A 25,274-nucleotide genomic window follows, 5' to 3' on the forward strand; every position below is an offset into this window, starting at 1 on the left:
CCCGAAGGCTCAATCTTTACAACTGGTTTGCCTTCCGGTAACCGAAGCTACCTTCCGACGTTTTGTTCATTTTCTTACGCTCAATGTTCAGTTTTCAAAGAACAATTTGTGATAACCAATCGCTTGTTTATCGTGTGCCCTCTTGAAGCGGCTTAAATAATATATCACAGCCCCATAACCGATTGCAACCTTTTTTATACTGGAAATTTCATACAGCGCTTAATACAAAAACCGGCGCCCGCCGTGCTGGCGAACTACCGGTTTTTTCTCTTAACGCTTATCCGTCAGAGCGCTCACGCATATGTGGAAACAGGAGAACATCGCGGATAGAAGGTGCGTCAGTAAGCAGCATGACCAAACGATCCACCCCGATACCAAGCCCGCCTGTCGGAGGCATTCCGTATTCCAGGGCGCGAATGAAATCATCATCCATCTCATGAGCCTCATCATTGCCGGCTTCCTTCTCCGTCATCTGCGCTTCGAAGCGTTGACGCTGATCGATCGGATCATTAAGCTCCGTGAAAGCATTCGCATGCTCTCTTGCTACAATGAAGAGCTCGAAACGATCCGTAAACCGCGGATCTGTTTCTTTTTTCTTAGCTAACGGAGAAATCGCAACAGGGTGTCCCGTCACAAACGTAGGTTGAATCAAGGTGTGCTCGCAGAAGGTCTCGAAGAAAGCATTCACGATATGACCGAACGTCATATGCTTTTCAACAGCAACTTTATGTTCTTTGGCCAACTGATGCGCTTCTTGATCGGTCATCTCAACCATGAAGTCAACGCCAACCGTTTCCTTAATGAGATCGGTCATGGATACTCGGCGCCAAGCCGGTGTTAGATCAATCCCTTGGCCCTGATAAGTAATTTTGGTCGTCCCAAGAACCTCTTGCGCGATATGAGCGATAAGCTCCTCAGTTAAACGCATGATGTCCTCGTAGTCCGCATAAGCCTCATATAGCTCGATCATCGTAAACTCAGGGTTATGGCGCGTAGAGATTCCTTCGTTCCGGTACACTCTACCGATCTCATACACCTTCTCCAGACCGCCGACAATCAATCTCTTCAAATGGAGCTCGATGGCAATCCGCATATATAGCTGCATATCTAAAGCATTATGGTGTGTGACGAACGGTCGTGCCGCCGCCCCGCCCGCGATGCTGTGAAGCGTTGGTGTTTCTACCTCTAAGTAATTACGGTCATCCAAGTAACGGCGCATCGATTGAATGATCCGCGAACGTGTAATAAATGTTTTCTGAACATCAGTGTTAACAATAAGATCCACATACCGTTGACGGTATCGCGTTTCTACGTCCTTTAGTCCATGGAATTTTTCGGGAAGGGGTAATAGAGATTTCGTAAGAACCTCCAGATCCTTAACTTTAACGGACGTCTCGCCTGTTTTGGTCTTGAACACGATGCCGCGAACCCCGATCATATCACCGATATCCAGCAGATCGAAAGCTTGGAACTTGTTGCCCGGTACCGTATCCTCCCGCACGTAAATCTGAATTTTGCCGCTCAAATCCTGCAGATGTGCGAAAGAAGCTTTGCCCATTCCGCGTTTCTGCATAATGCGGCCGGCAAGACTTACCTCGTTTGCCTGTTCCTCCAGCTCTTCCTTCGATTGTTCCGAGAACTGGGATACGATTTCGCCTGCATTGTGAGTCCGATTAAACTTTGTGCCAAAAGGATCGATTCCAAGTGCGCGCAGCTCGTCCAATTTGTTACGACGGATTTGCAATAATTCGCTCAGCTCGGCCGCTTCCTGTTGTTCAATATGTTCCATTGTTTTGTTCTCCTTTGTTTCTTATCTGTTACAAACAATATTAACAATAAACAGGCAAAAAAGCTTCCGAAGGAAGCTTTTTATTCCAAGAGGGCTGCATTCAGGTTGGAATGACGCCCCTTGTATGACGTCTTCTGTGGATAGCCGTTCGTGTTACATCTTGATATCGACAATTTTGTATTGAATGATACCCGCTGGAACGTTCACTTCAACCGTCATACCCTTTTTCTTGCCGATAATCGCTCTGCCGACTGGACTTTCATTGGAAATCTTATTGTTAAGCGGATCAGACTCAGCCGTTCCAACAATTGTATATTGCATAGAATCGCCGAATTCCATATCCTCTACAATGACAGTCGATCCGATACTTACAGTCTCCAGATCGATTTCGTCGTTATTGATAATTCGTGCGTTACGAAGCATCTTCTCCAGCGTAATAATACGTCCTTCGATAAAAGCTTGCTCGTTCTTAGCGTCCTCATACTCCGAGTTCTCGCTAATATCGCCATATCCAATCGCTACCTTAATGCGCTCCGCTACTTCACGACGTTTGATGGACTTCAGTTCTTCGAGTTCCGTTTCAAGCCTCTTTAACCCATCTGGGGTTAGAAGCACTTCCTTATCGCTCATCTCACCGATCTCCTGTCATGGAAAAGATTTTCAGGGTTGCTAATCAAATATATGGTCAGTCATCGCTGACATGCATTATATTCCCGCATGTTAACAATTTTCCTGATGGTCGTGCGAATATTGGTTCTGATTATATTTCAACCCCTGAAAAATGTCAATTCGCGGAAGCGCAGGTATGGAACCGCTTCATTTCAATGCACGAGCATTTCACCGGATTCCGATAGCCCTCTCGCATTCTGGTCCAGCATTTGTTCCACATTTTTCACGTATTCCTCTAGCACGGATACGACGCTCGAACGAGTCGTTAAATCCATGACCGAATTTTTGGCCGCGGCCGATTCTGGCAAGCCTTTCAAATACCATGCTAAATGCTTCCGCATTTCGCGAACAGCGGTATTCTCGCCTTTGAGACTGGTTAACCGGTCTAGATGTAATACGGCAATGCGAATTTTCTCGCGTGGCGAAGGGTCGGGAAGCAGCTCGCCCGTAGTCAAGAAATGAACCGTCCGATAGAGCATCCACGGATTTCCAAGAGCGCCGCGACCAATCATCACCCCGTCGCAGTTCGTATGCTCGAGCAAGCGCTTCGCATCTTCTGGCGTGAAGACATCCCCATTACCGATAACCGGAATGGATACCGCTTGCTTCACATCCCGCAAAATATCCCAGTTCGCTTTCCCAGTGTACAATTGCTCCCGAGTACGCCCATGAACGCTAACAGCCGCTCCGCCCGCTCGTTCCACTGCTCGTGCATTTTCTACTGCATAAATATGCTCGTCGTCCCAACCGATCCTCATCTTTACTGTAACTGGCTTTTTCGCTGCTTCCACTGCGTATGATACCATGTCGTAAATTTTATTAGGATCTAACAGCCAACGGGCACCCGCATCGCATTTGGTCACTTTCGGCACGGGACAGCCCATGTTGATGTCGATAATATCAGCGTTAGTGTTCTCGTCGACGAACTTCACCGCTTCAACAAGCGACTCCTTGTCCCCTCCGAAAATCTGCAAGCTAAGAGGCTTCTCCCGCTCATCAACGAATAACATCTCTAACGTACGTTGATTGCCGTGTAGAATCGCTTTGTCGCTTACCATCTCCGCGCAAACTAGACCACAGCCGAACTCCTTGGCAATTAACCGAAAAGCCGGGTTGCAGACACCCGCCATCGGTGCGAGTACCACGTTATTGTTCATGGTAACATTTCCGATTTTAAGCATATCCTTAAATCTCCTTTCGTTGCTCTAGGCCATCCCAGTCAGCCCAGCGTGATATTCCTTCTTCTTGCAGAGAAAAGCTAGAAAATTCTGCTTCCCATGGAAAGGTTGAATGTGGAGGCCAAATCTCACGAAGCGGCACCAATACGAATGCCCGCTCTCCCATTCGGGGATGCGGGAGCGTTAATTCCGTTGATTCCATGGATACCTCTCCGTACACAAGCAAATCCAAATCTATATTGCGCGGTCCCCAGCGAACGTCTCGCACTCGTCCCATCTCCTGCTCGATCTCAAGCAATCGCCGAAGCAGTGTGAGGGGTTCAAGCTCCGTCTCTAAGCTGACCGTCATATTGAGAAAAGCGGGCTGATCCGTAAACCCAACGGGTGCGGTCTCATACACGGAAGAAATCCTGCGAACCTTCAGCCCGGGATCGTTCGCCAGCCTGCGCAATGCTTCTTTCAGCGATGATTCCCGATCCCCAATATTAGCGCCTAGCGCTACGAAAGCTTCCTGCACTTATCTTCAATCCTCTACGGGTACGATGTTGCCGCTTTGATTCCGCTTGCGCCGCAGCTCCACGGTTACTCCATCGAATGTAATGTCAAAGGGCGGATTCGGTTTGGTTACCGATACCTTTGCTTCGATGATACTAGTATACGTACCGAGTACGGCTGACGCAATCTTTTCGGTTAACGTCTCTATCAGCTTAACGGGGGGTCCCTCGACGATTTCCTTCACTACTGCATGAATTTCGGCATAATTCACCGTATCGTTTACATTATCGCTCAGAGCTGCACGACTTAGGTCTAAACGTAAATCCAGGTCAACGAAATACTTCTGGCCTAAACGATTTTCCTCTGGGTACACCCCATGATAGCCGTAAAATACAATCCGCTTCAGCACCATCCGATCCATGGTCATACCCCCCTATTCGCTTGGCGGTAAGCAATTGCGTCCGTCATAGCCGCAACACGCTTCATCTTCCGCACATCATGCACCCTTACAATTTGGCAGCCTTGAGCGATTCCAAGAGCAACTGTCGCACCTGTCCCTTCGAGTGCATCGCCAGGCGTCACATCAAGGGTGCGTTGAATAAAGCTTTTGCGGGAAGTGCCTAGCAGCACAGGATAACCGAGATGAACGATCTCATCCAAGCGACCCATTATTTCTAAGTTCTGATTATAATCTTTGACGAAGCCGACTCCTGGATCTAACCAGATTCGATCATCGGCCACGCCCGCCGCCTTTGCGCGATGTACGCTTCCCATTAAATCGTTCAATACATCCGGTACAAAATCCGAGTAATCGCGAGCTTCCCGGTTATGCATCAGGATGACCGGACAGCCGTAATCGGCAGCTACGGCAGCCATCTGGGGATCACGCTTGAACCCCCAAATATCGTTTATAATATGAGCTCCCGCTTCAAGCGCTTGGCGAGCCGTTTCCGCTTTATACGTATCAACGCTTATGGGCAGATTCACTTGTTCCCGTACTGCACTAATAATCGGAATAATTCGATTCAGCTCTTCCTCTACAGACACTTCAACATAACCCGGTCTAGTGGATTCCCCGCCGACATCAATGATGTCGGCTCCTTCCTCCGCCATTAGCTTTGCTCTCTCGACCGCTGCCTCCACCTCATCAAACCGGCCTCCATCAGAGAAGGAATCCGGCGTCGCATTCAGAATGCCCATAATTAAGGTTCTATGACCCAGCTCTAGCTTCAACCCATCATGCAGCGTATACGAACGCGGGTAAAAGATTGGTTTCATTATCGATCGTCCCCTTCCGCGGCTTCCCGGTAATCCCTCATCAATTGACTGGTCAATGGTCCCGTAGTGTTCCTCCCGCCAGGCAGAAAGCCTAAGCCATGCTCATTCTCTAGATTAACAACAGGTACAATTTCTTGAATGGAGTTTGTAACGAACACCTCATCGGCGGTAAGCAGCTCATTCCAAGAATATAAACCTTGCTGAACGGTTATCCCAAGCTCTGCAGCCATTTCGATCACATATTCCCGTGTTATCCCTTCAAGTAAGCCAGTTGCAGCTGCCGGGGTGTAGAGAACGCCACCCTTGCACCAGAATACATTGCTGACCATTCCTTCCGTAACATGACCATTATTGTCCAAAAACAAGCCTTCTGTACCCTGCCCCGCTCCTGAGCGGATGAGCTCGCGTTTAGCAGCAATGTTGTTCATGTAATGAAAAGACTTTAAGCGATACGGGCCTTCCGGTGTGCTTCGGGGAAGCTTCAGCAGCCGCAGGGTTTTTCCCTTGCGAGTCATTGGTTCATCTGCTGCCAGTTCCTTGGCATAGAGGATTTCATTCGGTCTGTCGTAAGGGTCGGATGGCAGTCCTATCGCACCTTCACCTGCCGAAACGGACCAACGAATATACCCGTCCGATAAGCCGTTCGCCTTCAGCACCTCCAGCGTGGCTTCTTTTATTTGCATTACGTCCGGTGAGTAAGCGATTCCGAGCATCTCACAGCCTTTTATTAACCGATTAGCATGCCGTTCCAATAGCCAGGGTGATCCATGATACGTGCGGAAAGTCTCGAACAGTCCCATTCCGTACAAAAAACCGTGATCAAATGCGGAGATCACGGCTTCCTTGCTATCGACTAATTGTTTGTTAAAAAGTAATTTCATACTCTTTTCCCTGATTTGTTGTTAAGGAAGTTACGCAGGATCTTCAATCCGTGGTCTGTCATAATCGACTCTGGATGGAACTGAACGCCCTCCACAACGTACTCCTTGTGTCTGAGCCCCATGATGAGCCCGTCCTCTGTCTCTGCGCTGATTTCTAGGCAGTCCGGCAGCGTCTCGCGTTTAACAATAAGGGAATGGTACCGCGTAGCCGTAAAAGGGGTTGGCAGCCCTTCGAAGATCGTGCGGCCGTCATGCGTCATCTCGGATGTTTTGCCATGCATAAGCAAATTCGCCCGGATGACATCTCCACCGAATGCTTGTCCGATCGCTTGATGACCCAGACACACGCCAAAAATCGGGATTTCTCCCTTAAATCGTTCCAGAAGAGCCAAGCTAATGCCCGCTTCATTCGGCGTACAAGGACCTGGTGAGATCAGGATGTGGTCGGGTGCCAGCTTAGCGATCCCTTCCAAATCAATCTCATCATTACGATGCACGACGACTTCTTCACCGAGCTCTCCTAGGTATTGCACCAGGTTATACGTAAAAGAATCGTAATTATCGATAACTAGAATCATATCGGTTCCTCCTGTCGCTCGCTGTACTGTACCGCTTTCCATAGCGCCTTAGCTTTGCTTAAGCATTCGTGAAATTCCCGCTCCGGAATGGAATCGATAACGATGCCCGCTCCTGCTTGAATATGACAAATACCGTCCATTACTGCGATCGTACGAATAATTATATTAAATTCCATATTGCCGCTATAGTCAATCCATCCCATCGAGCCGGTATAAGGGCCGCGGCGGGTGGGCTCAAGCTCCTCAATAATTTCCATCGTTCGTATTTTGGGTGCTCCCGTGATCGTTCCTCCCGGAAAAACAGCAGCCAGCACATCCAGCGCGTCCTTACCCGGATCCAGTCTCGCTTCCACCTGGGAAACAAGATGCATCACATGTGAGTAACGCTCCACAGTCATCAGCTCCGGCACCTTCACCGATCCGTATTCCGCAACACGCCCCAAGTCATTCCGCTCCAGGTCAACCAGCATAACATGCTCTGCCCGCTCTTTCTCGTTTCCGAGCAGCTCGTCCTCCATCGCACGATCTTCCTCTGGCGTTCTCCCTCGGCGGCGAGTGCCCGCGATCGGGCGGGTTGAGAGTCGACCCCCGTCTAATTTGACCAACAATTCAGGAGAAGTACTAACAAGTGCAAAATCAGGCGTTCGAAGCATCCCCATATACGGAGATGGATTTACCCACCGCAGCCATTCATAGAGAGTTTCCGGAGAGACGTCTATTGGCCGGCTTTGGCGAAGCGAGAGATTGACTTGGAATACATCCCCTTGCGCAATATATTGCTGAATACGCCGAATCGCCTCTTGAAAAGCAGGTTTGCTCATGGAGGTGGACAAGCCCGGCAGGCTTTCTACGTCGATTTGCAGCTGGTCCTGCTCCATTGTTGCCTGCATCCTCAGTTGGCGCTGATCGGCTTCCCGTGTTTGCGCAATCGACATCCAGCTTGTCCATTTGCGCTGCATTTCAATGGCGCGCAGCTCAGCCTGACGATATTTCTGCTCTAACGGATCTTTTCCTATTACCGGTACATGAACTGTACAGTACATTGCTTTTTCCACCTGATCCACGATCCAAAGCTCTTCGAACCGTCCGAATAAATAATCAGGCAAGCCCAGATCATCCTTAGCAACTATAGGCAGCTTCTCTAAGCTGCGAACAACATCGTAACCCCAGAATCCGAGTATCCCCCCTACAAAATCCGGGAGACCTTCCGGCTTCGGACCTCTCCATGGCTGCATCCACTGACGCAATTGCTCTAAGGGTTTCCCACTGGTCTGTGCAGCTATAGACCATACTTCATCTGTATCTGAATTAGGCTCCCGTACCTGCGCATGGATGCCTTTACCTTCTATGACAGACACGGGACGAAGCCCGATAATGGAGTACCTTCCGCCTTTACCGCTTTCCAACAAGCAGGCGTAAGGAGATGCTTCCTCCCAGACGCGATCCCAGAACAGGGGCAACAGCCCTCCGCTCCCCAGCTCTAATCTGCGAATATACGGAAGTAAAGTAAACTCGCCACTCAAGCGCCACTGCTTCCATTGCTCTAACGATATTAATTCCACGACTGCTGCTCCCTCGAACGATCTTATAATAAGCAGAATACCACAAAAGCCAACATGCTGCTTTTTTCAAAAAATAAAAGCCCCCGCCAATAGCGGGAGCTGCTGAATCTACCATTCGATGATTAGTTGTCGAAGTTGAATAAAGGTGTACTTAAGTATCTTTCGCCGTTGGAGGGAACTACCGCTACGACGCGTTTGCCTTCGCCTAATTCTTTGGCCACTTTCAGTGCTGCGAAGATCGCTGCGCCGGAGGAGATCCCCACGAGCAAGCCTTCTTTCTTAGCAACTGTACGAGCCGTTTCGAACGCTTCCTCATTCTCGACAGCTATAACTTGATCATAAATCTCGCGATTCAAGATCTCCGGAATGAAATTCGCACCAATTCCTTGGATCTTGTGCGGACCGGGTCCGCCGCCGGACAATAGAGGGGAAGCAGCAGGCTCTACCGCAATGACCTTGATGTTAGGGAAGTTCTTCTTAAGCACTTCGCCAGCACCGGAGATCGTACCGCCTGTACCGATTCCGCTCACGAATGCATCGATCTTCCCATCATAGGAGTTAATCGCTTCCACGATTTCCGGACCTGTTGTTTCGCGGTGAATTTTCACGTTTGCTTGGTTTTTGAATTGCTGCGGTAAGAAATAGCTAGGATTCTCTGCTGCGATTTCTTCAGCTTTCTTAACGGAGCCGTTCATGCCCTCGGAGCCTGGTGTAAGAACAAGCTCAGCACCATATGCGCGAAGCAGGTTGCGACGCTCTATGCTCATTGTTTCAGGCATAACGAGAATAGCGCGGTAGCCTTTAGCGGCTGCAACCATCGCCAGACCGATTCCCGTGTTACCGCTTGTTGGCTCAACAATAGTATTCACGCCTGGCTGAATCAGTCCTTGTTGCTCAGCAACCTCGATCATACTGATTGCAATACGGTCTTTAACACTGGAGCCCGGATTCTGGTATTCCAATTTCACGTAGATTTCTGCGCTGCCTTCAGGTACGATACGATTCAAGCGAACGAGCGGTGTATCCCCGATTAACTGGGTAACGTTCTGAACGATCTTTGCCATTGGATGAGTTCCCTCCCGAAATATGCGGCTCTGCGCCACCTCAATGCGTTAATCCGACTAAAACAGTCGGCATTTTGTTTGTTTTCATCTTATCAAACCCCGACGAGGGTTGTCAATAGCGTTTCCGGTATTGCCCAACTCCAATTCCGAATCGACTAATACTCTAATAAAGGTTCCCTGACAGTTGCCTTGTATTTATCCAATAGCGCCTGTTCTAAATCTCTAAGCGAAACAGCCTTCCCCAAAGCCAGCTGTCGTTTTGCTTCAGAGCGTATCTCCTCATTAGTCTTTGAATCCAGCACTTTACGACCATTAAGTTGAATAATGACATAACCTTTCTCGGTCAGAATCGGTCCTGTCACTTCTCCAACTTGCATAGAATCCGCCGCCAGCAACAATTCTGGATCTTCGAAGGGGTCTCGGTTCTCCACCCATCCGAGCTCTCCCCCTTCATCCGCCGTAAAATCATCCAGGGAATGAGTGCGGGCTAACGCTCCAAAGTCTGCCCCGTTTGCCAGTTGAGAGACCAACTCATCTGCTTCCGACTTGCTCTCCACAACAATCTGAGCGATTCGGAATTGTTTACGCGGCTCGAACTCCTCGTGATGCTCCTTTAAGTAAAGATCAATCTCCGATTGTGTTACTTCCACATCTCGAATGGATAACTTCTCCAAGAGCAGCCGATAACGGGCATCCTCCCAAATTTCTTCGCGATTCATATTTAATTGCTCTTTCATCGCTTGGTAGAATTGTTCCTCATCGTCATACCCCTGCTTCATGAGGCTCAGCTCCTGCTCTAGCTCATCATCTGTCACGTTGATTCCGAACAATTTGGCCTCTTTATTCACCGCTTCAATAAGCATCATGTTTCTCAATGTTTGATAGCCGTATTCAGATAAAAGCCGATCCATTAATTGCTGTCTCGAAATAGAGACATCCCCAATCTCTGCGATGATCTCGTCCCTCGGTATCGTTTCTTTAGGAACATTCCCGCTCGGGGTAGGCGATGCTTCGGGATTGGAATTGCAACCTGATGTAAGAAGCAAAGTTGCTAAGAGGGCAAGCAGTACGAGCGGCCTGTGCCGTATCGTCTCCCTCATCTTCATCATCCCTTCCTTATTGACGATCGGAAATACTATGTAAAGCCTTTAACTCTTCCGCTTCGAACAAATATTTCTCATTGCAGAAATGGCAATGGAGCTCCGCTTTCCCATCTTCCTCGATTAGGCTATTAAGCTCTTTCTTTCCGAGTGTGATAAGGGCTTGCTCGAACCTCTCCCGTGAGCATTTGCACCGAAACACGGGCTCTATGGAGTGATGAATCGTTAGATCTTCTCCAACTAGAAAATGCAACAGGGATTCCGGCGTCTCCCCTTGATCGAGCAGCGACGTTACTTGAGGCATAGCGGATATCGCACGCTCTAGACGCTCCAGCTGGTCTTCCGGCAGTCCCGGCATAACCTGAACAATAAATCCTCCCGCATGCAATACCGTTCCGTCTACATCAACGAGCACGCCTAAACCGACCGCAGACGGACTTTGCTCCGAATCAGCGAAATACAGGGTAAAATCCTCGGCAAGCTCGCCTGAAATAATCGGAACACTTCCGCGATAGGGCTCTTTAAGTCCTAGATCCTTGATTACATGAATATATCCGTTGCGACCTACAGCGCCTGCAACATCAAGCTTTCCTTGGTCATTGCTTGCCACATGCACTTGCGGATGATCGACATAACCTCTAATCTCCGCAGAGGCGTTAGCATCCACAACGATCTGTCCAAGGGGGCCGTCGCCTTTAACTTGCAACGTCAGCTTCTCTTTGCCTTTGAGCATGGCACCCATCATAGCCGCAGCAGTTGCTGTACGTCCTAATGCAGCAGTTGCAGTCGGAAAAGTTCCATGACGCCGCTGTAATTCCCCAACTAACTCAGTGGTTCGTGCCGCGAACACCCGAATACCGCCATTCCATGCCGTACCTCGTACTAACTCATCCTTCAACTTGCGACTACCTCCTTCAACTTGCCCTTTCATTCACCATTACCCATTTCGCTCATAGACAATCCGTAATCCTTCTAACGTAAGCAACGGATCGACTTTGTCGATTGTTTCGGACTCTCCTGCAATCAGTTCTGCCAATCCTCCGGTTGCAATGACCTTAGGCTGGACATTAAATTCCTTGCCTATTCTTCGCACGATACCATCCACCTGGCCCGCATAGCCATAAATAATTCCCGCCTGCATGGCGGCTACGGTATTTCGTCCGATGACCGTACGCGGTTTTGTTAATTCAATACGGGGAAGCTTAGCAGCTCTCTGATACAAGGCTTCTGTAGAGATACCTACACCAGGTACAATAGCACCGCCTAGATAGGCACCTGAGGCGTCGATGTAGTCGAAAGTAGTTGCTGTACCGAAATCAACGATAACAAGCGGTGTACCATACTGCTCTATTCCTGCTACCGCGTTTACGATGCGATCTGCGCCGACTTCCCGAGGATTCTCATAACGAATGTTTAAGCCCGTTTTAATACCCGGGCCAACTACCAGCGCTTCTTTTCCAACGTACTTAAGGAATAACTGCTCCAATGTATTCATGATCGGCGGTACAACAGAGGACAGAATAACGCCATCCATTTGTTCAGCCCGAACATTCGCCAGTTGAAACAAATTGGTGATGAGAACGCCATATTCATCTACGGTAGAGGATCTATTCGTGCTTAAGCGCCAATGATGCGTCAACGTGCTCCCTTGATACACTCCCAGCACAATATTGGTATTCCCCACATCAACGACAAGAATCACGACAGCTCCCCCTTTTTCTTAGCGTTCAGATCCAAGCTGATATCGAGCGCTTGGAAGGAATGGGTCAAGCTGCCTACTGAGATGATATCAACTCCGCACCCCGCCACTTCTGCAACACGTTGGGGGGTAATCCCTCCAGAAGCCTCTAATACGATATGAGGTGCCAAACGTCTGATAACCTTAACAGCATCCATCATGGTATTAGTATTCATATTATCAAGCATAACGATATGAGCACCTGCCTGAACGGCTTCCTCCGCTTGGGCTAAAGTCTCCGCTTCCACCTCTATCATCATCGTATGGGGAATTCGGGATTTCGCAGCGTGCACAGCCGCGGTGATCCCTCCTGCAGCCTTAATGTGATTGTCTTTAATCATGACAGCATCATAAAGCCCGAAGCGATGATTGGCTCCGCCGCCAATTCTTACCGCGTACTTCTCCAGGGTTCGATGACCGGGAGTTGTCTTGCGCGTATCGGCTATTCTAACAGACTGCCCACCAGCAGCCTCTACGTATTCATTTGTCTTAGTAGCGATCCCAGACAGCCTTTGAAGCAGGTTAAGCGCAAGACGTTCACCTGTTAGGATGTTATGCGTTGAGCCTTCGACAACTGCCAACACCGCTCCCTGTTCCACGCGATCTCCATCTGCCGCCTGTACATTTACCTTCAGCTCAGGATCAACAACGTCAAAAACAATTCGCATCAATGGCAGTCCGGCGAGGATTCCCGCTTGCTTGGCGTGAATAATACCCTTCGAAATATGACCAAAGGGTACAGTTGCCATAGTCGTAACATCTCCTGAGCCGATATCTTCGGCAAGCCACTCCCGAATTTGCGTTTTCACCGTCTCTACTGCAGGACCACCAATCGCCCAATCGCTTTCTCGTTCAAACATCGTCGTCGACCCTTTCTGTACGAATCCCTTTTTCCCGATTTAATATCGTATGCACGCGCCAGCTTATATCATTACGTTCTGGATAATCTTCCCGATAATGCCCTCCGCGGCTTTCCTCCCGATTCAAAGCAGCCTCAGTGACAAGCAAAGCGCAGGTGAGCAGGTTCGCATATTCCAACTCCTCCCGTTTGGAGAGGGCGAGCTGGAATAACGGCAGCTGTCGCTTCAGCTCCTCTAAACCTTTCAACAAACCCACACGGTTCCTCCGAAGCCCGGCATAACGAACCATACCCTTCTGCAGCTTCAGACGGCGTTCAATTAAAGCGCCCATCAGCACAGAATTTCTTTCATTACCCGGATGGTTGTCTGCTGTAGTTGAGATCGGCGTCAGTTTATTAATAACATCCACAATGCGTTGTGCAAAAACAATCGCCTCAGACAAAGAGTTGCTTGCCAGTCGGTTTGCTCCGTGGACGCCCGTAGAGGAAGCTTCCCCGCATGCGAATAAACGGCGAATACTTGTCTGACCGTACAGATCTGTCTTAACTCCCCCCATCATGTAATGGGCTGCAGGTGCAACGGGTATCCAGTCTGTCGTTAGGTCGAGCCCGTAGTTCAGACAATATTCATGAATAGTCGGAAATCGGTGCTTAATTAATTCAGGAGTTTTATGCGTGATATCAATATACACATAAGTCGATTTCGTCTCTTCCATCTCGTTTACAATCGCACGTGCAACAACATCTCTAGGAGCCAACTCTAGCTGCGGATGGTATTTATCCATAAATCGTTCTCCACGATTGTTACGCAAGTATGCACCTTCACCGCGAACCGCTTCCGAAATCAGAAATCTCGGAGCGCCGGGGTAACATAAAGAAGTCGGGTGGAATTGATTAAACTCCATATCTCGGATGTCTGCTCCCGCACGGTAAGCCATAGCGACTCCATCGCCAGTAGCTACCTCTGGGTTGGTCGTATACCGATACAGTTGACCTGTTCCTCCGGTACACAGAATCGTAGCTCGTCCATATACCGCCACACGAGAGCCGTCAGGTTTCTGAACAATCGCACCGCGGCATTCCCCGTCTTGCGTAAGCAAATCGAGTACAAAGTGATCATCCCACAGCTCAAGAGTTGGATCCGCGATCACTTTCTCGGCCAATGCTCGAACGATCTCATACCCCGTCGCATCTCCATTGGCATGAAGAATTCGGCGCTGGCTATGGGCTCCTTCCTTGGTCAGCGCAAAATGGCCGTCTTCCTCATCGAAGTTCGTGCCGAAGCGAATAAGCTCTTGAACTCCGTGAGGCCCCTCATGAACAAGAACGTCGACCGCAGCAGCATCACATAAGCCCGCTCCAGCGATCAACGTGTCTTGAGCTAGAAAATCAGGGGAATCTTCGTCCGAAATTACAGCAGCGATGCCTCCTTGCGCATACCGGGTATTGCTATCGAATAAGGATTTCTTGGTAATCATAAGCACTCGGTTGTTCTCGCTTGCTTTAAGGGCTGTATACAGCCCGGCGATGCCAGCTCCAATTACGATGACATCCGTTTCTATACGAGGAAGCTTATCTAAGTCAAAGTCGACAACATAACGAGGAATCATGAATGAGTTCGTCTCCACTCTAAGAAGAGGTAGCGCCTGCTACTTAACCAGCAGCATGCGCTCAAGCGATAATCGGGCTTTGTCCGCTACGTCCTGCGGCACATATATTTGCGGCTGCATCGTCTCGAGACATTTTACGACCTTCTTAAGGTTATTCACCTTCATGTTAGGGCAAACGAGAAACTTCGATGCAAAATGAAAGGTTTTATTCGGGCTATCCAAACGCAGCTGATAACCGGTTCCATCTTCTGTACCTACAATAAATTCCTGATGCTTCGATTCCCTGCAATGCTTAAGAATCCCCGTGGTGCTTCCTACGAAGTCGGCCATCTCCACCACTTCAGGACGGCACTCGGGATGAACGACGAACTCTGCATTCGGATACTTGGCGCGCATCTCTTCGACATCTTTAATGGTTAGCATGTCGTGAGTGTTGCAGTATCCTTCCCAGATAATCATCTTCTTGTCCGTAAATTGTTGAACATAATGCCCCAAATTTTTATCTGGACACCAGATAACTTCATCAGCATCGACTGAATTGACGACATTCACAGCATTAGCAGACGTACAGCAAATATCGGTTTCCGCTTTGACGTCAGCAGAAGAGTTAATATAGGTGACGACTTTCGCATTTGGATGCTTCGCCTTTAATTCCCTTAGACCAATGGGATTAACCATATCCGCCATCGGACAGCCAGCACGTTCGTCCGGAACAAGAACGGTCTTATGAGGAGCTAAGATCTTAGCGCTTTCCCCCATAAAGTGCACGCCGCAAAAAACAATAACATCAGCATCTGTGGATGCCGCTTTCTGCGCTAGCAGGAAAGAATCCCCACGGAAGTCTGCGACTTCCTGTATTTCATCACGCTGATAATAATGAGCGAGAATTATGGCATTACGTTCCTTCTTAAGCTGTATGAGACGCTCGCGTAATTCGCGGTTTTGTTCCGCTTTACGCTCCAGAGCCAAAGCCTCCATATGGATCTCCTCCTATGTTGAGCACAAAGTTTGTGAATGAAAGCACAAACATGGTGAGAAAGCTGTCTATAGTGTGAACAAAAACAGCTTCCTTCATTAACACCTAATTTACACTTGCCAAGTAAGGCTGTCAATTCATACGACGGCCCTTTTATCGTCAAATAATACGAAAAAAGGGTGCTCCGCACGTCTTGCGACGCAGGAGCACCCTATTTCGTAGACTTCGTTATTTAGGGTCCTCAGAACCCTCATCCGACTGAGTATCAGTAACCGTTGGCGCCTGCTCATCATCACGTTTCTGAATTCTTACGCGTACGTTACCCAATGTATCAATAATCGGCTCAGCTTTTGATTCAAGAGAACCTTCGGAAGAAATTTCTCCATCATTCTCTGGAATAGAGCCTGTTTCAATCAGAGATTTAATTTGCTCAAGCTCAAGCGTCTCCACTTCTAGAAGCGTCTTCGCAAGCAAGTGCATCTCATCGCTCTTCTCATTCAGAAGCTTCTTCGCACGATCATAACATTCGCGAGTGATGCTCTGCATCTCTTGGTCAATCTCATAGGCGATAGCGTCGGAATAATTCTGTTCATGTCCGATATCTCGACCCAAGAATACCTGTCCTTGAGAACTGCCGAACTGCATCGTACCCAACTTATCGCTCATACCGTATTCCATAATCATAGCTCGCACGATACTTGTCGCTTGCTTGAAATCGCTATAAGCGCCTGTACCTATTTCACCGATGAATATTTCTTCGGCTGCACGCCCCGCAAGTAATCCCGTTACTTTATCGAGAAGCTCTTGCTTGGTTACAAGCATACGATCTTCCTTCGGAAGCATAATGACATATCCGCCAGCGCGTCCGCGCGGAATAATCGTTACCTTGTGTACCGTATCGGCATGCTCTAGGAAGAAACCTGCAATCGTATGACCTGCTTCGTGATAAGCGACAATCCGCTTCTCGCGGTCGCTGATTACGCGGCTTTTCTTCTCCGTACCGACGACGACGCGATCGATTGCTTCATCGACTTCCTTCATCGCAATGTCCTTCTTATTACGACGTGCAGCAAGTAAAGCAGCTTCGTTCAGCAGGTTCTCCAGATCGGCACCGGTGAACCCGGTCGTCCGTTTGGCAATAGTGCCCAGCTTCACGTCTTTGCTAAGCGGTTTGTTGCGTGCATGTACCTTCAATACCGCTTCGCGGCCTTTCACATCCGGACGATCAACTGTAATCTGACGATCGAAACGGCCTGGACGTAATAAGGCGGGGTCCAGAATATCGGGTCTGTTGGTCGCGGCAACGATGATGATACCTTCGTTGGCACCAAAGCCGTCCATCTCGACAAGAAGCTGGTTAAGCGTTTGTTCGCGTTCATCGTGTCCGCCGCCAAGTCCGGCGCCACGTTGACGGCCTACGGCGTCAATCTCATCGATAAAGATAATACAAGGCGAATTTTTCTTCGCATTCTCGAACAAATCACGAACACGGGAAGCCCCGACACCGACGAACATTTCAACGAAATCCGAACCAGAGATGGTAAAGAAGGGAACGCCTGCTTCTCCCGCTACTGCACGAGCTAGCAAGGTTTTACCTGTACCTGGAGGACCTACAAGAAGAACACCCTTGGGAATGCGAGCGCCTAGCGCGGCAAACTTGCGAGGATCTTTCAGGAATTCAACAACTTCGACCAATTCTTGCTTCTCTTCATCCGCTCCAGCCACATCTTCGAACGTGACCCGCTTTTTCTCCTCATTATAGAGACGGGCACGGCTTTTGCCGAAATTCATCACTTTGCCGCCGCCGCCTTGCGCCTGATTAATCAGGAAGAAGAACAGAACGAACATAATAATGAATGGAATAATGGAAGTCAAGAAAGTCAGCCAGAAGCTTTGCCCCGGCATTTTTTTGATGTTGATCTCGAAACCTTTTTCAACACTCAAGTCGGTCATCTGCTTCATAGCGTAATCCGCCAGAGGTGCACGACCCGTGAATGTCTCGCCCTTCTCTTCCGGGGACTTCGGTTTATATTCACCTGTTACTAAATAAGTACCGCTCTGAATTTGCAATGTTAATTCCTTCACATTGCCTTGCTGGACGACTTGAACGATTTCATTGTAATTCAGTTCCTCCGTCGTTTCGTTCTTTCCGATAAAAAATTGAACGATCCCGACGGTCACCAAAAATATAAGTAAGTAAAATCCTGTGTTCCGGATGAACCGATTCATCCCTGACCTCCTCTCGACACGCTTACATTATTTTACCATAGCCTGTCTTAGCATCACAATAACAACGCACCGCCACTTGGTCGGTGTGATTTTTAACTCGAATAAATTTCCGGTTTAAGTACTCCGACATACGGCAGGTTACGATATTTCTCGGCGTAATCAAGACCATAGCCAACAACGAACTCATCCGGAATCGTGAATCCTGTGTAATCCGCATTCAGATCGACCGTACGACGTCCCGGCTTATCGAACAAAGCCACGACATTTACGGATAACGCATTACGGCGCTCGAGTACGTCGATCAGATAGCTAAGAGTCAGACCGCTGTCGATAATATCTTCTACAATGAGTACGTCGCGCCCTTCAACGGATGTATCCAAATCTTTCACGATTTTGACTTCTCCGGAAGATCTCGTGGAGTTGCCATAACTGGATACAGCCATAAAATCGAGCTCAATGGGGTTCGTTATGTTTTTGGACAAATCCGCCATAAATATAAAAGCGCCTTTGAGGACACAGATAACGAGTGGATTGCGTCCTTGATAGTCTCGGCTGATGGCCGTTCCTAGCTCCCGTACCTTCTGTTGAATTACTTCTTCCGAGTATAGAACTTCTTGAATGTCATTGTGCAAAGAAGGTACCTCCCAGTGAGATTATTACACGGTATGATTGCTTTACTCTGTTCATGACCTAGTTTTCGGCTCCGATGAACGTGATGCGCAATGTCTGGCGTGTGTCTCCGGTAACAAGTGCATGGCGCGAGCGCCGCATTCCGGGAATCCACAACACATGACCCTCCCCATCTACTAGCAGCGATTGCAAATCCCGGCGGGACCGCGGCACTTTGGCATCAACGAACATATCTTGCACTTTTTTGGTGCCCTTTAGTCCATAAGGATGAAGAACGTCCCCGGGCAAGCGACTGCGAATCTGAAGAGGAAAGTTTAGCCCGCCTTCATCAAAGCAGGCTTCAAACCGGTTCGCGGTTATGGATGGAATTGAACCCTTTAACCGCTCTAGTATAAAGCGTCCTCCTGTCTCTGCAATCGCAACCTCCTGCACCCTCTTATCGACAATATACTTGAAGCTTGACGATTCCGGAACAGGCGGGCCGATATACACCTCTTCATATTCCCGCTTAAGTAACCAGCCGTCCCCGATATCCAATTGAATAACTGCGGGGTGGTCTTCCGTTACGGCTCTGGCCACTTCCTCGACATGTCCGAAATCCAAGATTTGGCGGGAGTTTGATGAACAATTTAATATTAGTTTAATCAATCTGCGTTGTAAAGCGACGTGAAGGCCGCGGAACCCTCGTCGCTCTATTTGAAACCCTTGTCCTGAAGGAGTAACCCCGTCCTTGAAGGCCTTGAGGGTTTCAGCTTCCATATATTCGTCATCTGCCGCCGCCATATCCGCGAGCCTTACTAGCGAAGCCTGTAGCTTAGGATTGTGCTTCTCTAGCATTGGAATCAGGTCAAGTCTGACGGCATTTCGGAAATAATGACGGTCGACATTGCTGCTATCAACCGCGTAAGGCACCCCGTTTCGCTTACAATACTCCAGAAGTTCATACTTGGTTATACGTAGGAGGGGTCGAATCAGTTCCAATTCTTCTTCAATTCGGCGATATGGAATGCCGGCAAGTCCGCTTGGACCCGTTCCCCTGACTATTCTCATCAATACCGTCTCTGCTTGATCCCCAGCATGGTGACCGAATAGAAGGACAGAGCAGGAGTGCCGCCGGGCGACCTCCTTCAGGAACTGGTAGCGTTTCTCCCGGGCCGCCGATTGTGCATTCATACCTGTATCCGCTATGTAAGAAGGAAGATCAAGAGCTGCCGTCTCGAAAGGAATATCCCATTCCGTCGCTGCACGCTTAACCAATTCGGCCTCCGCATCAGATTCGGCGCCCCGAAATTGATGGTTGACGTGGGCAACTACGATCTTAAAAGGCTCAAGCTTAGACATGGTTCTGAGCAAATGTAAAAGTGCCATAGAGTCTGGACCTCCAGACACTGCCGCCACAACAGAGGCACCCCTATGCCACCAGCCATCCGTGCGCGCTTGCGCCATGACGCGAGGTTCCCATTCTTCCTGCGGCCTCACCTTCATTTCTCCTTTGCAATTAAAACGATATTGCCGTCGCGAGACGGTGATAACACTAGCGCGCTGAGATCCACATTAATACCTCTGACAGTCCATTATTGAAACAGCCAAATGGCAGCTAAGGAGGTACATAGAATAATGGAAGCGGCTAACAAACCGGCCATCCAATTCGGTATTCGTTCGCTAGAGCTTGTTGTTGATCGCTTTGCTCCCTTGATTGCGGCCTTCCAAAGTCTACTGGCTTGTCGCGTGTGTTCGAATTGTCCTGTCAGCGCCTTATCCATCCAATTCTCCAGCGGCCGCAACCGCGAGTTGCTCCGCACAAGCTTCATAAGCTCCCGGGGATGGCGATTTTGCGGCAGCAGCGTTCTAGTCAGCTGAATTAACCGCTTGCCATCGAGCGCGTGCAGCCACAATATCGCGACCGCAAAGCAATCATAAGCCGGGTCCGCCACGCGACTTCCGGCCGACCAGTAACCGCGGTCATAGATTTCTGTGAATTGGCGAACGCTCCGGCCAATCGCCGAAACACCTCCGTAATCAACCAATTCAACACGTCCGTATTCGCTTACAAGTACATTGTCATTCTTAATATCCCCGAACACCCAACCGGCCTCGTGTAACTGAGCTAATCGATCCAGAAGCCGGTTTCCAATAACACCCATCCAGTTGGCTCCATGCTGACGCAAGTATTCTTTAACTGGGCTGCCGGGAATGTAGCGCATAACGTAGAAGGGAACTTCCTTTCCCTCTATTACAAAATCATCGACGTCTAGTAAGAAAGGGGGTCTATTCTTCTCTGATTGATCCAAGGAAGCCAATATATTCGCTTCCCCTTGAAGCTCTGAGACTTCTAGCCCAATCTTAATCGCACAGCTGCGTCTTCCTGATATTGCTAAATAGACTTGTCCGTTTGCCCCCAAGCCCAGAAGGCGCTCCAGGCGATATTGATTACCGTTCCATTTGCCCCGGATTTCCGTTCCCGGCGGCAAGTGTTGTTTATTAGACAACGTAGTCACTCCGCACCTCGTTCGAGTCTCCTCTTGATGATTGTAACGGCGATTCTGTTAGATCTGCACTTTTAATTTTACCACAAGTTTCTCCGATAAAATCAACGACCTGCAAAAGCGCCGGTCCTGTCGGTGTTGTTCCACGCATACGAATTCGCCCGAACAAGGAACCTAGCTTCGCTGAGCTGGACGTCCAATTGGAATCCATTACGCAATAATTCTCTGAATCTCCAGGAAAGTGGAACACCGCCACCCTGCTTCTGCCTGTTCTAGCTTGCAGACTCAAAGTAAGGTCACGAATAGCTTCTTCTACTGCATGAAGCTTGGGTTTCATACTCGCACTGGCGTCAATGAGAAGCGCAACAGATAGAGTTATCGTCTCTTCCATTTCCTCCATCACTTTCACTACCTCAGCACGCTTAACAGGCGGCAGGGAACCGACGGATTCTACCCCGAACAGCTGGCGAAGCTCCATGTTTACTGCTTGTCTTATGCTGCCTGCGACTGTCTGTCTAGTCATCATCTGTACCGTCCGAGAGAGCTGACGGGACGTAACGATCTGACTAATACCGCCGCCCGCGCGAGCAATCTCCGCTATTTCTGAAGCTCCGTATTCACCTATCGCTCCTTCGTCTATCACACCAGCCACATTCACAGTAATGCCCTCTGTATAAGCATGCGCGGCAGCGATTACGGGACTTTCTCCGACATTGGAGCCCCCATCGGTAATGAGTAAAATTTGATTCATCATCCCACACTCCTCCTTGTCTAGCATCTACTTAGGAGTGTCGCCAAGGTTTAGGAGATTTAACCTCAATCCATAAGTCCTCCTAACCAAGTAAAAAGCAATTAGCCGTAGAAAATCATTCTTACATAAGCACAAAAGCCCCGAGCTCTCTACGCTGCGGGCGCAAGAAAGATCAAGGCTTCAACTTATCTTTTAACCAATCGTCGGTTCCTTTCCTAGACTTCCTTTTCTATTGCTAACTCACCGTCCTTGGACGCTCCATCCGGTTAAAGCCCGGCCAGCGAAAAGCTGCCCATTCGGGTTGGTGACGTGTAATGCGGGTTACGATAACGGTCATGTCATCCTGCACGCCGCCTGGATACTGCCTAAGCGCTGTATCTAGCAAAGCATCGGCAATGTCCTGCGGATCATCGGCGTCGAGGTCCTGCAGCACTCTTTTCATCCATAGCTCCTTATTAATCGCATGACCGGGTGAATCCAAAATCCCATCGGTCATCATAATCAAAGTATCCCCCGGCTGCAGCTGTACGCGTAGAAGATCGATCTCGATATCCTGCAATATTCCAATGGGCAGATTGTTTGCAGCTATGGGTATAATCTCCCTCCCTCGTTTGATGAAGCTTGGCGTGGACCCGATCTTAAGCATCGTGGCGTGGGCCGTATAGAGATCTATCAAAGCAAGGTCGACGGTCGCGAACATCTCATCGGGAGAACGCAGCAGCAGCACCGAATTGACGGATTTCACGGCTAACCTTTCATCAATACCAGACTGCAGCAACTGCTCAAGCATCGACAAAGCCGCGCTGCTTTCCATTCGTGCTCGAACCCCGTTGCCCATCCCATCGCTTAGTGCGACCGCGAACTTCCCATTACTAAGCTCCATCATACTAAAGCTGTCACCCGACAGCATGTCACCATCCTTAGCTGCTCCCGCGACTCCCGTCTCTACCTCATAGGCCTTGGCTGAAGCAAACATCACCGTGCTTAGGTGTGCAGAAGGCTCGCCGCTTCGTTCGTTCCGCACCGATACGGTTTCTCCGAGGATCTCTGAGAGGATAGGGGCAATCATTTTGCGACATTCATCATATCCGGTACGGAAAGCATGCACCATCTCAATCTCAATACGTCCCTCCTCTAAACAAATAATGTCAATGCCCTGAATAGCTAGTCCAAGATGCTCGAGCGCGTCGCGGATTTGTCCCTCCTGTTTATCCATTTGCTTGGCTTCCCTGCGAATTTCCTTCACCAGATCGTCCATCACCTCCGATACCCCAGATAATTGATCGGCCACTAGAAAACGGCTATCCTGCAGCTGCTGCCTCCAATGTATATCATTTCGATAGATTTCGTATTGGCGTTTGAGTACATCCAGTACAAGCGGTGTTTTGACGCAAACCCGACCCCAAGCCTTAGGTATATCGGAGGCCTTCAATTCAGGCTGCTCCTCCACAGCAGTCATCATATCCGTCATCAGCTTATAGGTCTGAATGAACTGTCCCTCCCAGCATACTCCCCGTCGGTGGCAGGAGGAGCAAGCCCGATCATGAACCGCATTGACAAAATGATCTAAGTCTCTGCTTTGCCTAGCCGTTTCCCCCGCTTGAGTCATCTGACGGAAGCTGCGTGACAGCTGTCGGAACACCTCTGAGAACTTCTCTACCCGCTCAGCGGTTAAATCTCTTACCTTCTGTGCATATTCCCGTTGGTTCTGCGCATAGCTTATAGTACCCGGAACATATCTTGATAAAGCTTCCGTGACCGACCCCGGGGTTACGAGCAGCAATACGGAAGCAGCAACCATCACCCAAATTGAATTCATCGTGCTCGCAGCATCTCCGCCATAGAGTGACATCACAGAGGTTCCGAGCAGCATTCCGAATACGGTTGCGGCCTTGCCGCCTTCTCGGACAAGTCCTGCCAATAAGCCTCCGAAGGCGAGAAGTCCAATATCGGATGCGGCACCGAGATTGGACAAGCTAAGAATCATACCCGCTACGACACCTGCAGAGGTACCTAATGCGGGTCCGCCAACATAAGCAGTCATCATTACGAAGTATCCGGATAACATACCGGCAACCGCTATACCGTAGAGGGTCCAACCCGACATTCCGGTAAGCAAGCAGGCAAGCAAGATAGCGATACCGATCCATTCCTCATGCCGGAGTTGGGAAGCTTTCCTCGTTCGTGCCAACACAGGCAGTGCATGTATAAACAGCAACGTCAATACAAAAGCGAGTCCTGCCTCGACTACTGTCAATACGTAAGGAAGCCAGGCTGTCTCATCCGCTAATAACGTATCGAAAAGACGAACAATCAAGGTTGCTGCAAACACAACGACCGGTGCGTGGGATAAATCCGCCCTCTCGTAAAGGACAAGCCCACGATAAAGCAAATAAATGATTCCAATCTCAACACTTATTAACGCTGGCATCGGATCAATAGCCCAGAAGCTGCCGGCTACAAGTGAAAGCGCTGCCCAGAGAGCTAAATCCTTTCGTAAATAGAGTACAACCCCGAAGAATGCTGCCGCAAAAGGTGAAATTCCTTCCAGCATAACCGCTCTTCCCAGCAAAAATCCGATCCCGACAACGAGCAGCAACCATTGCTGTGCACGCAAGGCTTCGCCCAATCTCACGATCAACGAAGACTCAGAGGCATTACCTTGTTTTTTTGCGGAGGACCTCCGCTTTTGAAACCAACGCTTTTTTGTCCCCTTATCGGGAGCGAAGATGGGCCCGGTGCCCTGACGAGGCACGAAAGGAACGACGGACGGCTTGTCCATGATGTACACCCCATTTACCAGATTGAATGTGTCCTTAATTATAGGGGGGGGATTTTATAAAGTTTGTCAGAAACGGTTGGCGGGAAAAAAGTTTTTTCCGACAGTAATAGCTTGATGATCCCGACGCTTTTCGGGAACTAGTGAAACCCCTGGTAATCATGGTGAAATCCCACATTTGCAGGGCTCACAATACTTTTAAACGCTGAAAACGACAACAAAAAAACGCGGTCATCCGACGGCGGATGCCGATCAGAAACGGCTTCCCACAGACGCGAACCGCGCCAGAATGCCGGATGTTCGCGAATGATTGCGAACGGTTAAAATTTTCTCAGGAATAGTTGGCTGTAGTTTGCAGTATGCAAACTGCATGGCGGGTTATGACGGGTTTGGGGGCTGTAGTTTGCAGTATGCAAACTGCACGCCGGGTTATGGCGAGTTTGGGGGCTGTAGTTTGCAGTATGCAAACTGCACGCCGGGTTATGGCGAGTTTGGGGGCTGTAGTTTGCAGTATGCAAACTGCATGGCGGGTTATGACGGGTTTGGGGGCTGTAGTTTGCAGTATGCAAACTGCACGCCGGGTTATGGCGAGTTTGGGGGCTGTAGTTTGCAGTATGCAAAC

Annotated in this window: 22 protein-coding genes; all 22 read right to left on the minus strand. The window is 49.2% G+C overall.

Annotated features, from left to right (window positions below; all coding sequences use genetic code 11):
* Positions 1–277: 277 nt before the first annotated feature.
* The 22 genes from lysS to spoIIE all read right to left on the minus strand — a co-directional run bounded on the left by lysS (position 278) and on the right by spoIIE (position 24,655).
* Complete coding sequence (gene lysS, locus ACESLK_RS27415) at positions 278–1,789, minus strand: lysine--tRNA ligase (protein WP_373232995.1); 1,512 nt, start codon at positions 1,787–1,789, stop codon at positions 278–280.
* 153 nt (positions 1,790–1,942) lie between these two features.
* Positions 1,943–2,419 carry a transcription elongation factor GreA gene (greA, locus tag ACESLK_RS27420; protein WP_373232996.1) on the minus strand — a complete coding sequence of 159 codons (477 nt, stop codon included), beginning with the start codon at positions 2,417–2,419 and terminating at the stop codon, positions 1,943–1,945.
* A gap of 191 nt (positions 2,420–2,610) precedes the next feature.
* Complete coding sequence (gene dusB / locus ACESLK_RS27425) at positions 2,611–3,639, minus strand: tRNA dihydrouridine synthase DusB (protein ID WP_373232997.1); 1,029 nt, start codon at positions 3,637–3,639, stop codon at positions 2,611–2,613.
* Positions 3,640–3,643: 4 nt separating this feature from the next.
* Positions 3,644–4,153, minus strand: a complete 510-nt coding sequence (gene folK / locus ACESLK_RS27430) for a 2-amino-4-hydroxy-6-hydroxymethyldihydropteridine diphosphokinase (protein ID WP_373232998.1) — start codon at positions 4,151–4,153, stop codon at positions 3,644–3,646.
* Positions 4,154–4,159: 6 nt separating this feature from the next.
* A complete protein-coding gene (gene folB / locus ACESLK_RS27435; protein ID WP_373232999.1) occupies positions 4,160–4,552 on the minus strand; it encodes a dihydroneopterin aldolase in 393 nt (130 codons plus the stop codon).
* A 2-nt stretch (positions 4,553–4,554) separates the two neighbouring features.
* Positions 4,555–5,409, minus strand: a complete 855-nt coding sequence (folP, locus tag ACESLK_RS27440; protein ID WP_373233000.1) for a dihydropteroate synthase — start codon at positions 5,407–5,409, stop codon at positions 4,555–4,557.
* Positions 5,409–6,290, minus strand: a complete 882-nt coding sequence (gene pabC, locus ACESLK_RS27445; RefSeq protein ID WP_373233001.1) for an aminodeoxychorismate lyase — start codon at positions 6,288–6,290, stop codon at positions 5,409–5,411. Before pabC ends, folP begins: the two co-directional genes overlap by 1 nt.
* A complete protein-coding gene (pabA, locus tag ACESLK_RS27450; RefSeq protein WP_373233002.1) occupies positions 6,287–6,868 on the minus strand; it encodes an aminodeoxychorismate/anthranilate synthase component II in 582 nt (193 codons plus the stop codon). Before pabA ends, pabC begins: the two co-directional genes overlap by 4 nt.
* A complete protein-coding gene (locus tag ACESLK_RS27455) occupies positions 6,865–8,430 on the minus strand; it encodes an anthranilate synthase component I family protein (RefSeq protein WP_373233003.1) in 1,566 nt (521 codons plus the stop codon). The genes pabA and ACESLK_RS27455 overlap by 4 nt, the downstream gene beginning before the upstream one ends.
* 122 nt (positions 8,431–8,552) lie before the next feature.
* Positions 8,553–9,494 (minus strand): cysteine synthase A, encoded by a 942-nt coding sequence (cysK, locus tag ACESLK_RS27460; protein WP_373233004.1) that lies wholly within the window; start codon positions 9,492–9,494, stop codon positions 8,553–8,555.
* Between the two features lie 155 nt (positions 9,495–9,649).
* Complete coding sequence (locus tag ACESLK_RS27465; RefSeq protein WP_373233005.1) at positions 9,650–10,603, minus strand: peptidylprolyl isomerase; 954 nt, start codon at positions 10,601–10,603, stop codon at positions 9,650–9,652.
* Between the two features lie 7 nt (positions 10,604–10,610).
* Complete coding sequence (gene hslO / locus ACESLK_RS27470) at positions 10,611–11,525, minus strand: Hsp33 family molecular chaperone HslO (RefSeq protein ID WP_373233006.1); 915 nt, start codon at positions 11,523–11,525, stop codon at positions 10,611–10,613.
* Positions 11,526–11,531: 6 nt separating this feature from the next.
* Positions 11,532–12,296, minus strand: a complete 765-nt coding sequence (locus ACESLK_RS27475) for a type III pantothenate kinase (RefSeq protein WP_373233007.1) — start codon at positions 12,294–12,296, stop codon at positions 11,532–11,534.
* A complete protein-coding gene (gene nadC / locus ACESLK_RS27480) occupies positions 12,293–13,192 on the minus strand; it encodes a carboxylating nicotinate-nucleotide diphosphorylase (protein WP_373233008.1) in 900 nt (299 codons plus the stop codon). The genes ACESLK_RS27475 and nadC overlap by 4 nt, the downstream gene beginning before the upstream one ends.
* A complete protein-coding gene (nadB, locus tag ACESLK_RS27485) occupies positions 13,185–14,801 on the minus strand; it encodes an L-aspartate oxidase (protein WP_373233015.1) in 1,617 nt (538 codons plus the stop codon). Before nadB ends, nadC begins: the two co-directional genes overlap by 8 nt.
* Before the next feature lie 39 nt (positions 14,802–14,840).
* Positions 14,841–15,779 carry a quinolinate synthase NadA gene (gene nadA / locus ACESLK_RS27490; protein WP_373233009.1) on the minus strand — a complete coding sequence of 313 codons (939 nt, stop codon included), beginning with the start codon at positions 15,777–15,779 and terminating at the stop codon, positions 14,841–14,843.
* A gap of 226 nt (positions 15,780–16,005) precedes the next feature.
* The gene (ftsH, locus tag ACESLK_RS27495; RefSeq protein WP_373233010.1) at positions 16,006–18,006 is read right to left on the minus strand and encodes an ATP-dependent zinc metalloprotease FtsH; all 2,001 of its coding nucleotides are present in this window, start codon (positions 18,004–18,006) and stop codon (positions 16,006–16,008) included.
* A gap of 92 nt (positions 18,007–18,098) precedes the next feature.
* The gene (hpt, locus tag ACESLK_RS27500; protein ID WP_373233011.1) at positions 18,099–18,638 is read right to left on the minus strand and encodes a hypoxanthine phosphoribosyltransferase; all 540 of its coding nucleotides are present in this window, start codon (positions 18,636–18,638) and stop codon (positions 18,099–18,101) included.
* Between the two features lie 58 nt (positions 18,639–18,696).
* The gene (gene tilS / locus ACESLK_RS27505; RefSeq protein WP_373233012.1) at positions 18,697–20,115 is read right to left on the minus strand and encodes a tRNA lysidine(34) synthetase TilS; all 1,419 of its coding nucleotides are present in this window, start codon (positions 20,113–20,115) and stop codon (positions 18,697–18,699) included.
* 95 nt (positions 20,116–20,210) lie between these two features.
* A complete protein-coding gene (locus tag ACESLK_RS27510) occupies positions 20,211–21,134 on the minus strand; it encodes a serine/threonine protein kinase (protein ID WP_373233013.1) in 924 nt (307 codons plus the stop codon).
* Complete coding sequence (locus ACESLK_RS27515) at positions 21,118–21,873, minus strand: vWA domain-containing protein (RefSeq protein ID WP_373233016.1); 756 nt, start codon at positions 21,871–21,873, stop codon at positions 21,118–21,120. Before ACESLK_RS27515 ends, ACESLK_RS27510 begins: the two co-directional genes overlap by 17 nt.
* Positions 21,874–22,108: 235 nt before the next feature.
* Positions 22,109–24,655, minus strand: a complete 2,547-nt coding sequence (gene spoIIE, locus ACESLK_RS27520; RefSeq protein ID WP_373233014.1) for a stage II sporulation protein E — start codon at positions 24,653–24,655, stop codon at positions 22,109–22,111.
* Positions 24,656–25,274 lie beyond the last annotated feature (619 nt).

This window comes from Cohnella sp., from assembly GCF_041640265.1.
In the GTDB taxonomy this organism is placed as follows: domain Bacteria; phylum Bacillota; class Bacilli; order Paenibacillales; family Paenibacillaceae; genus Cohnella.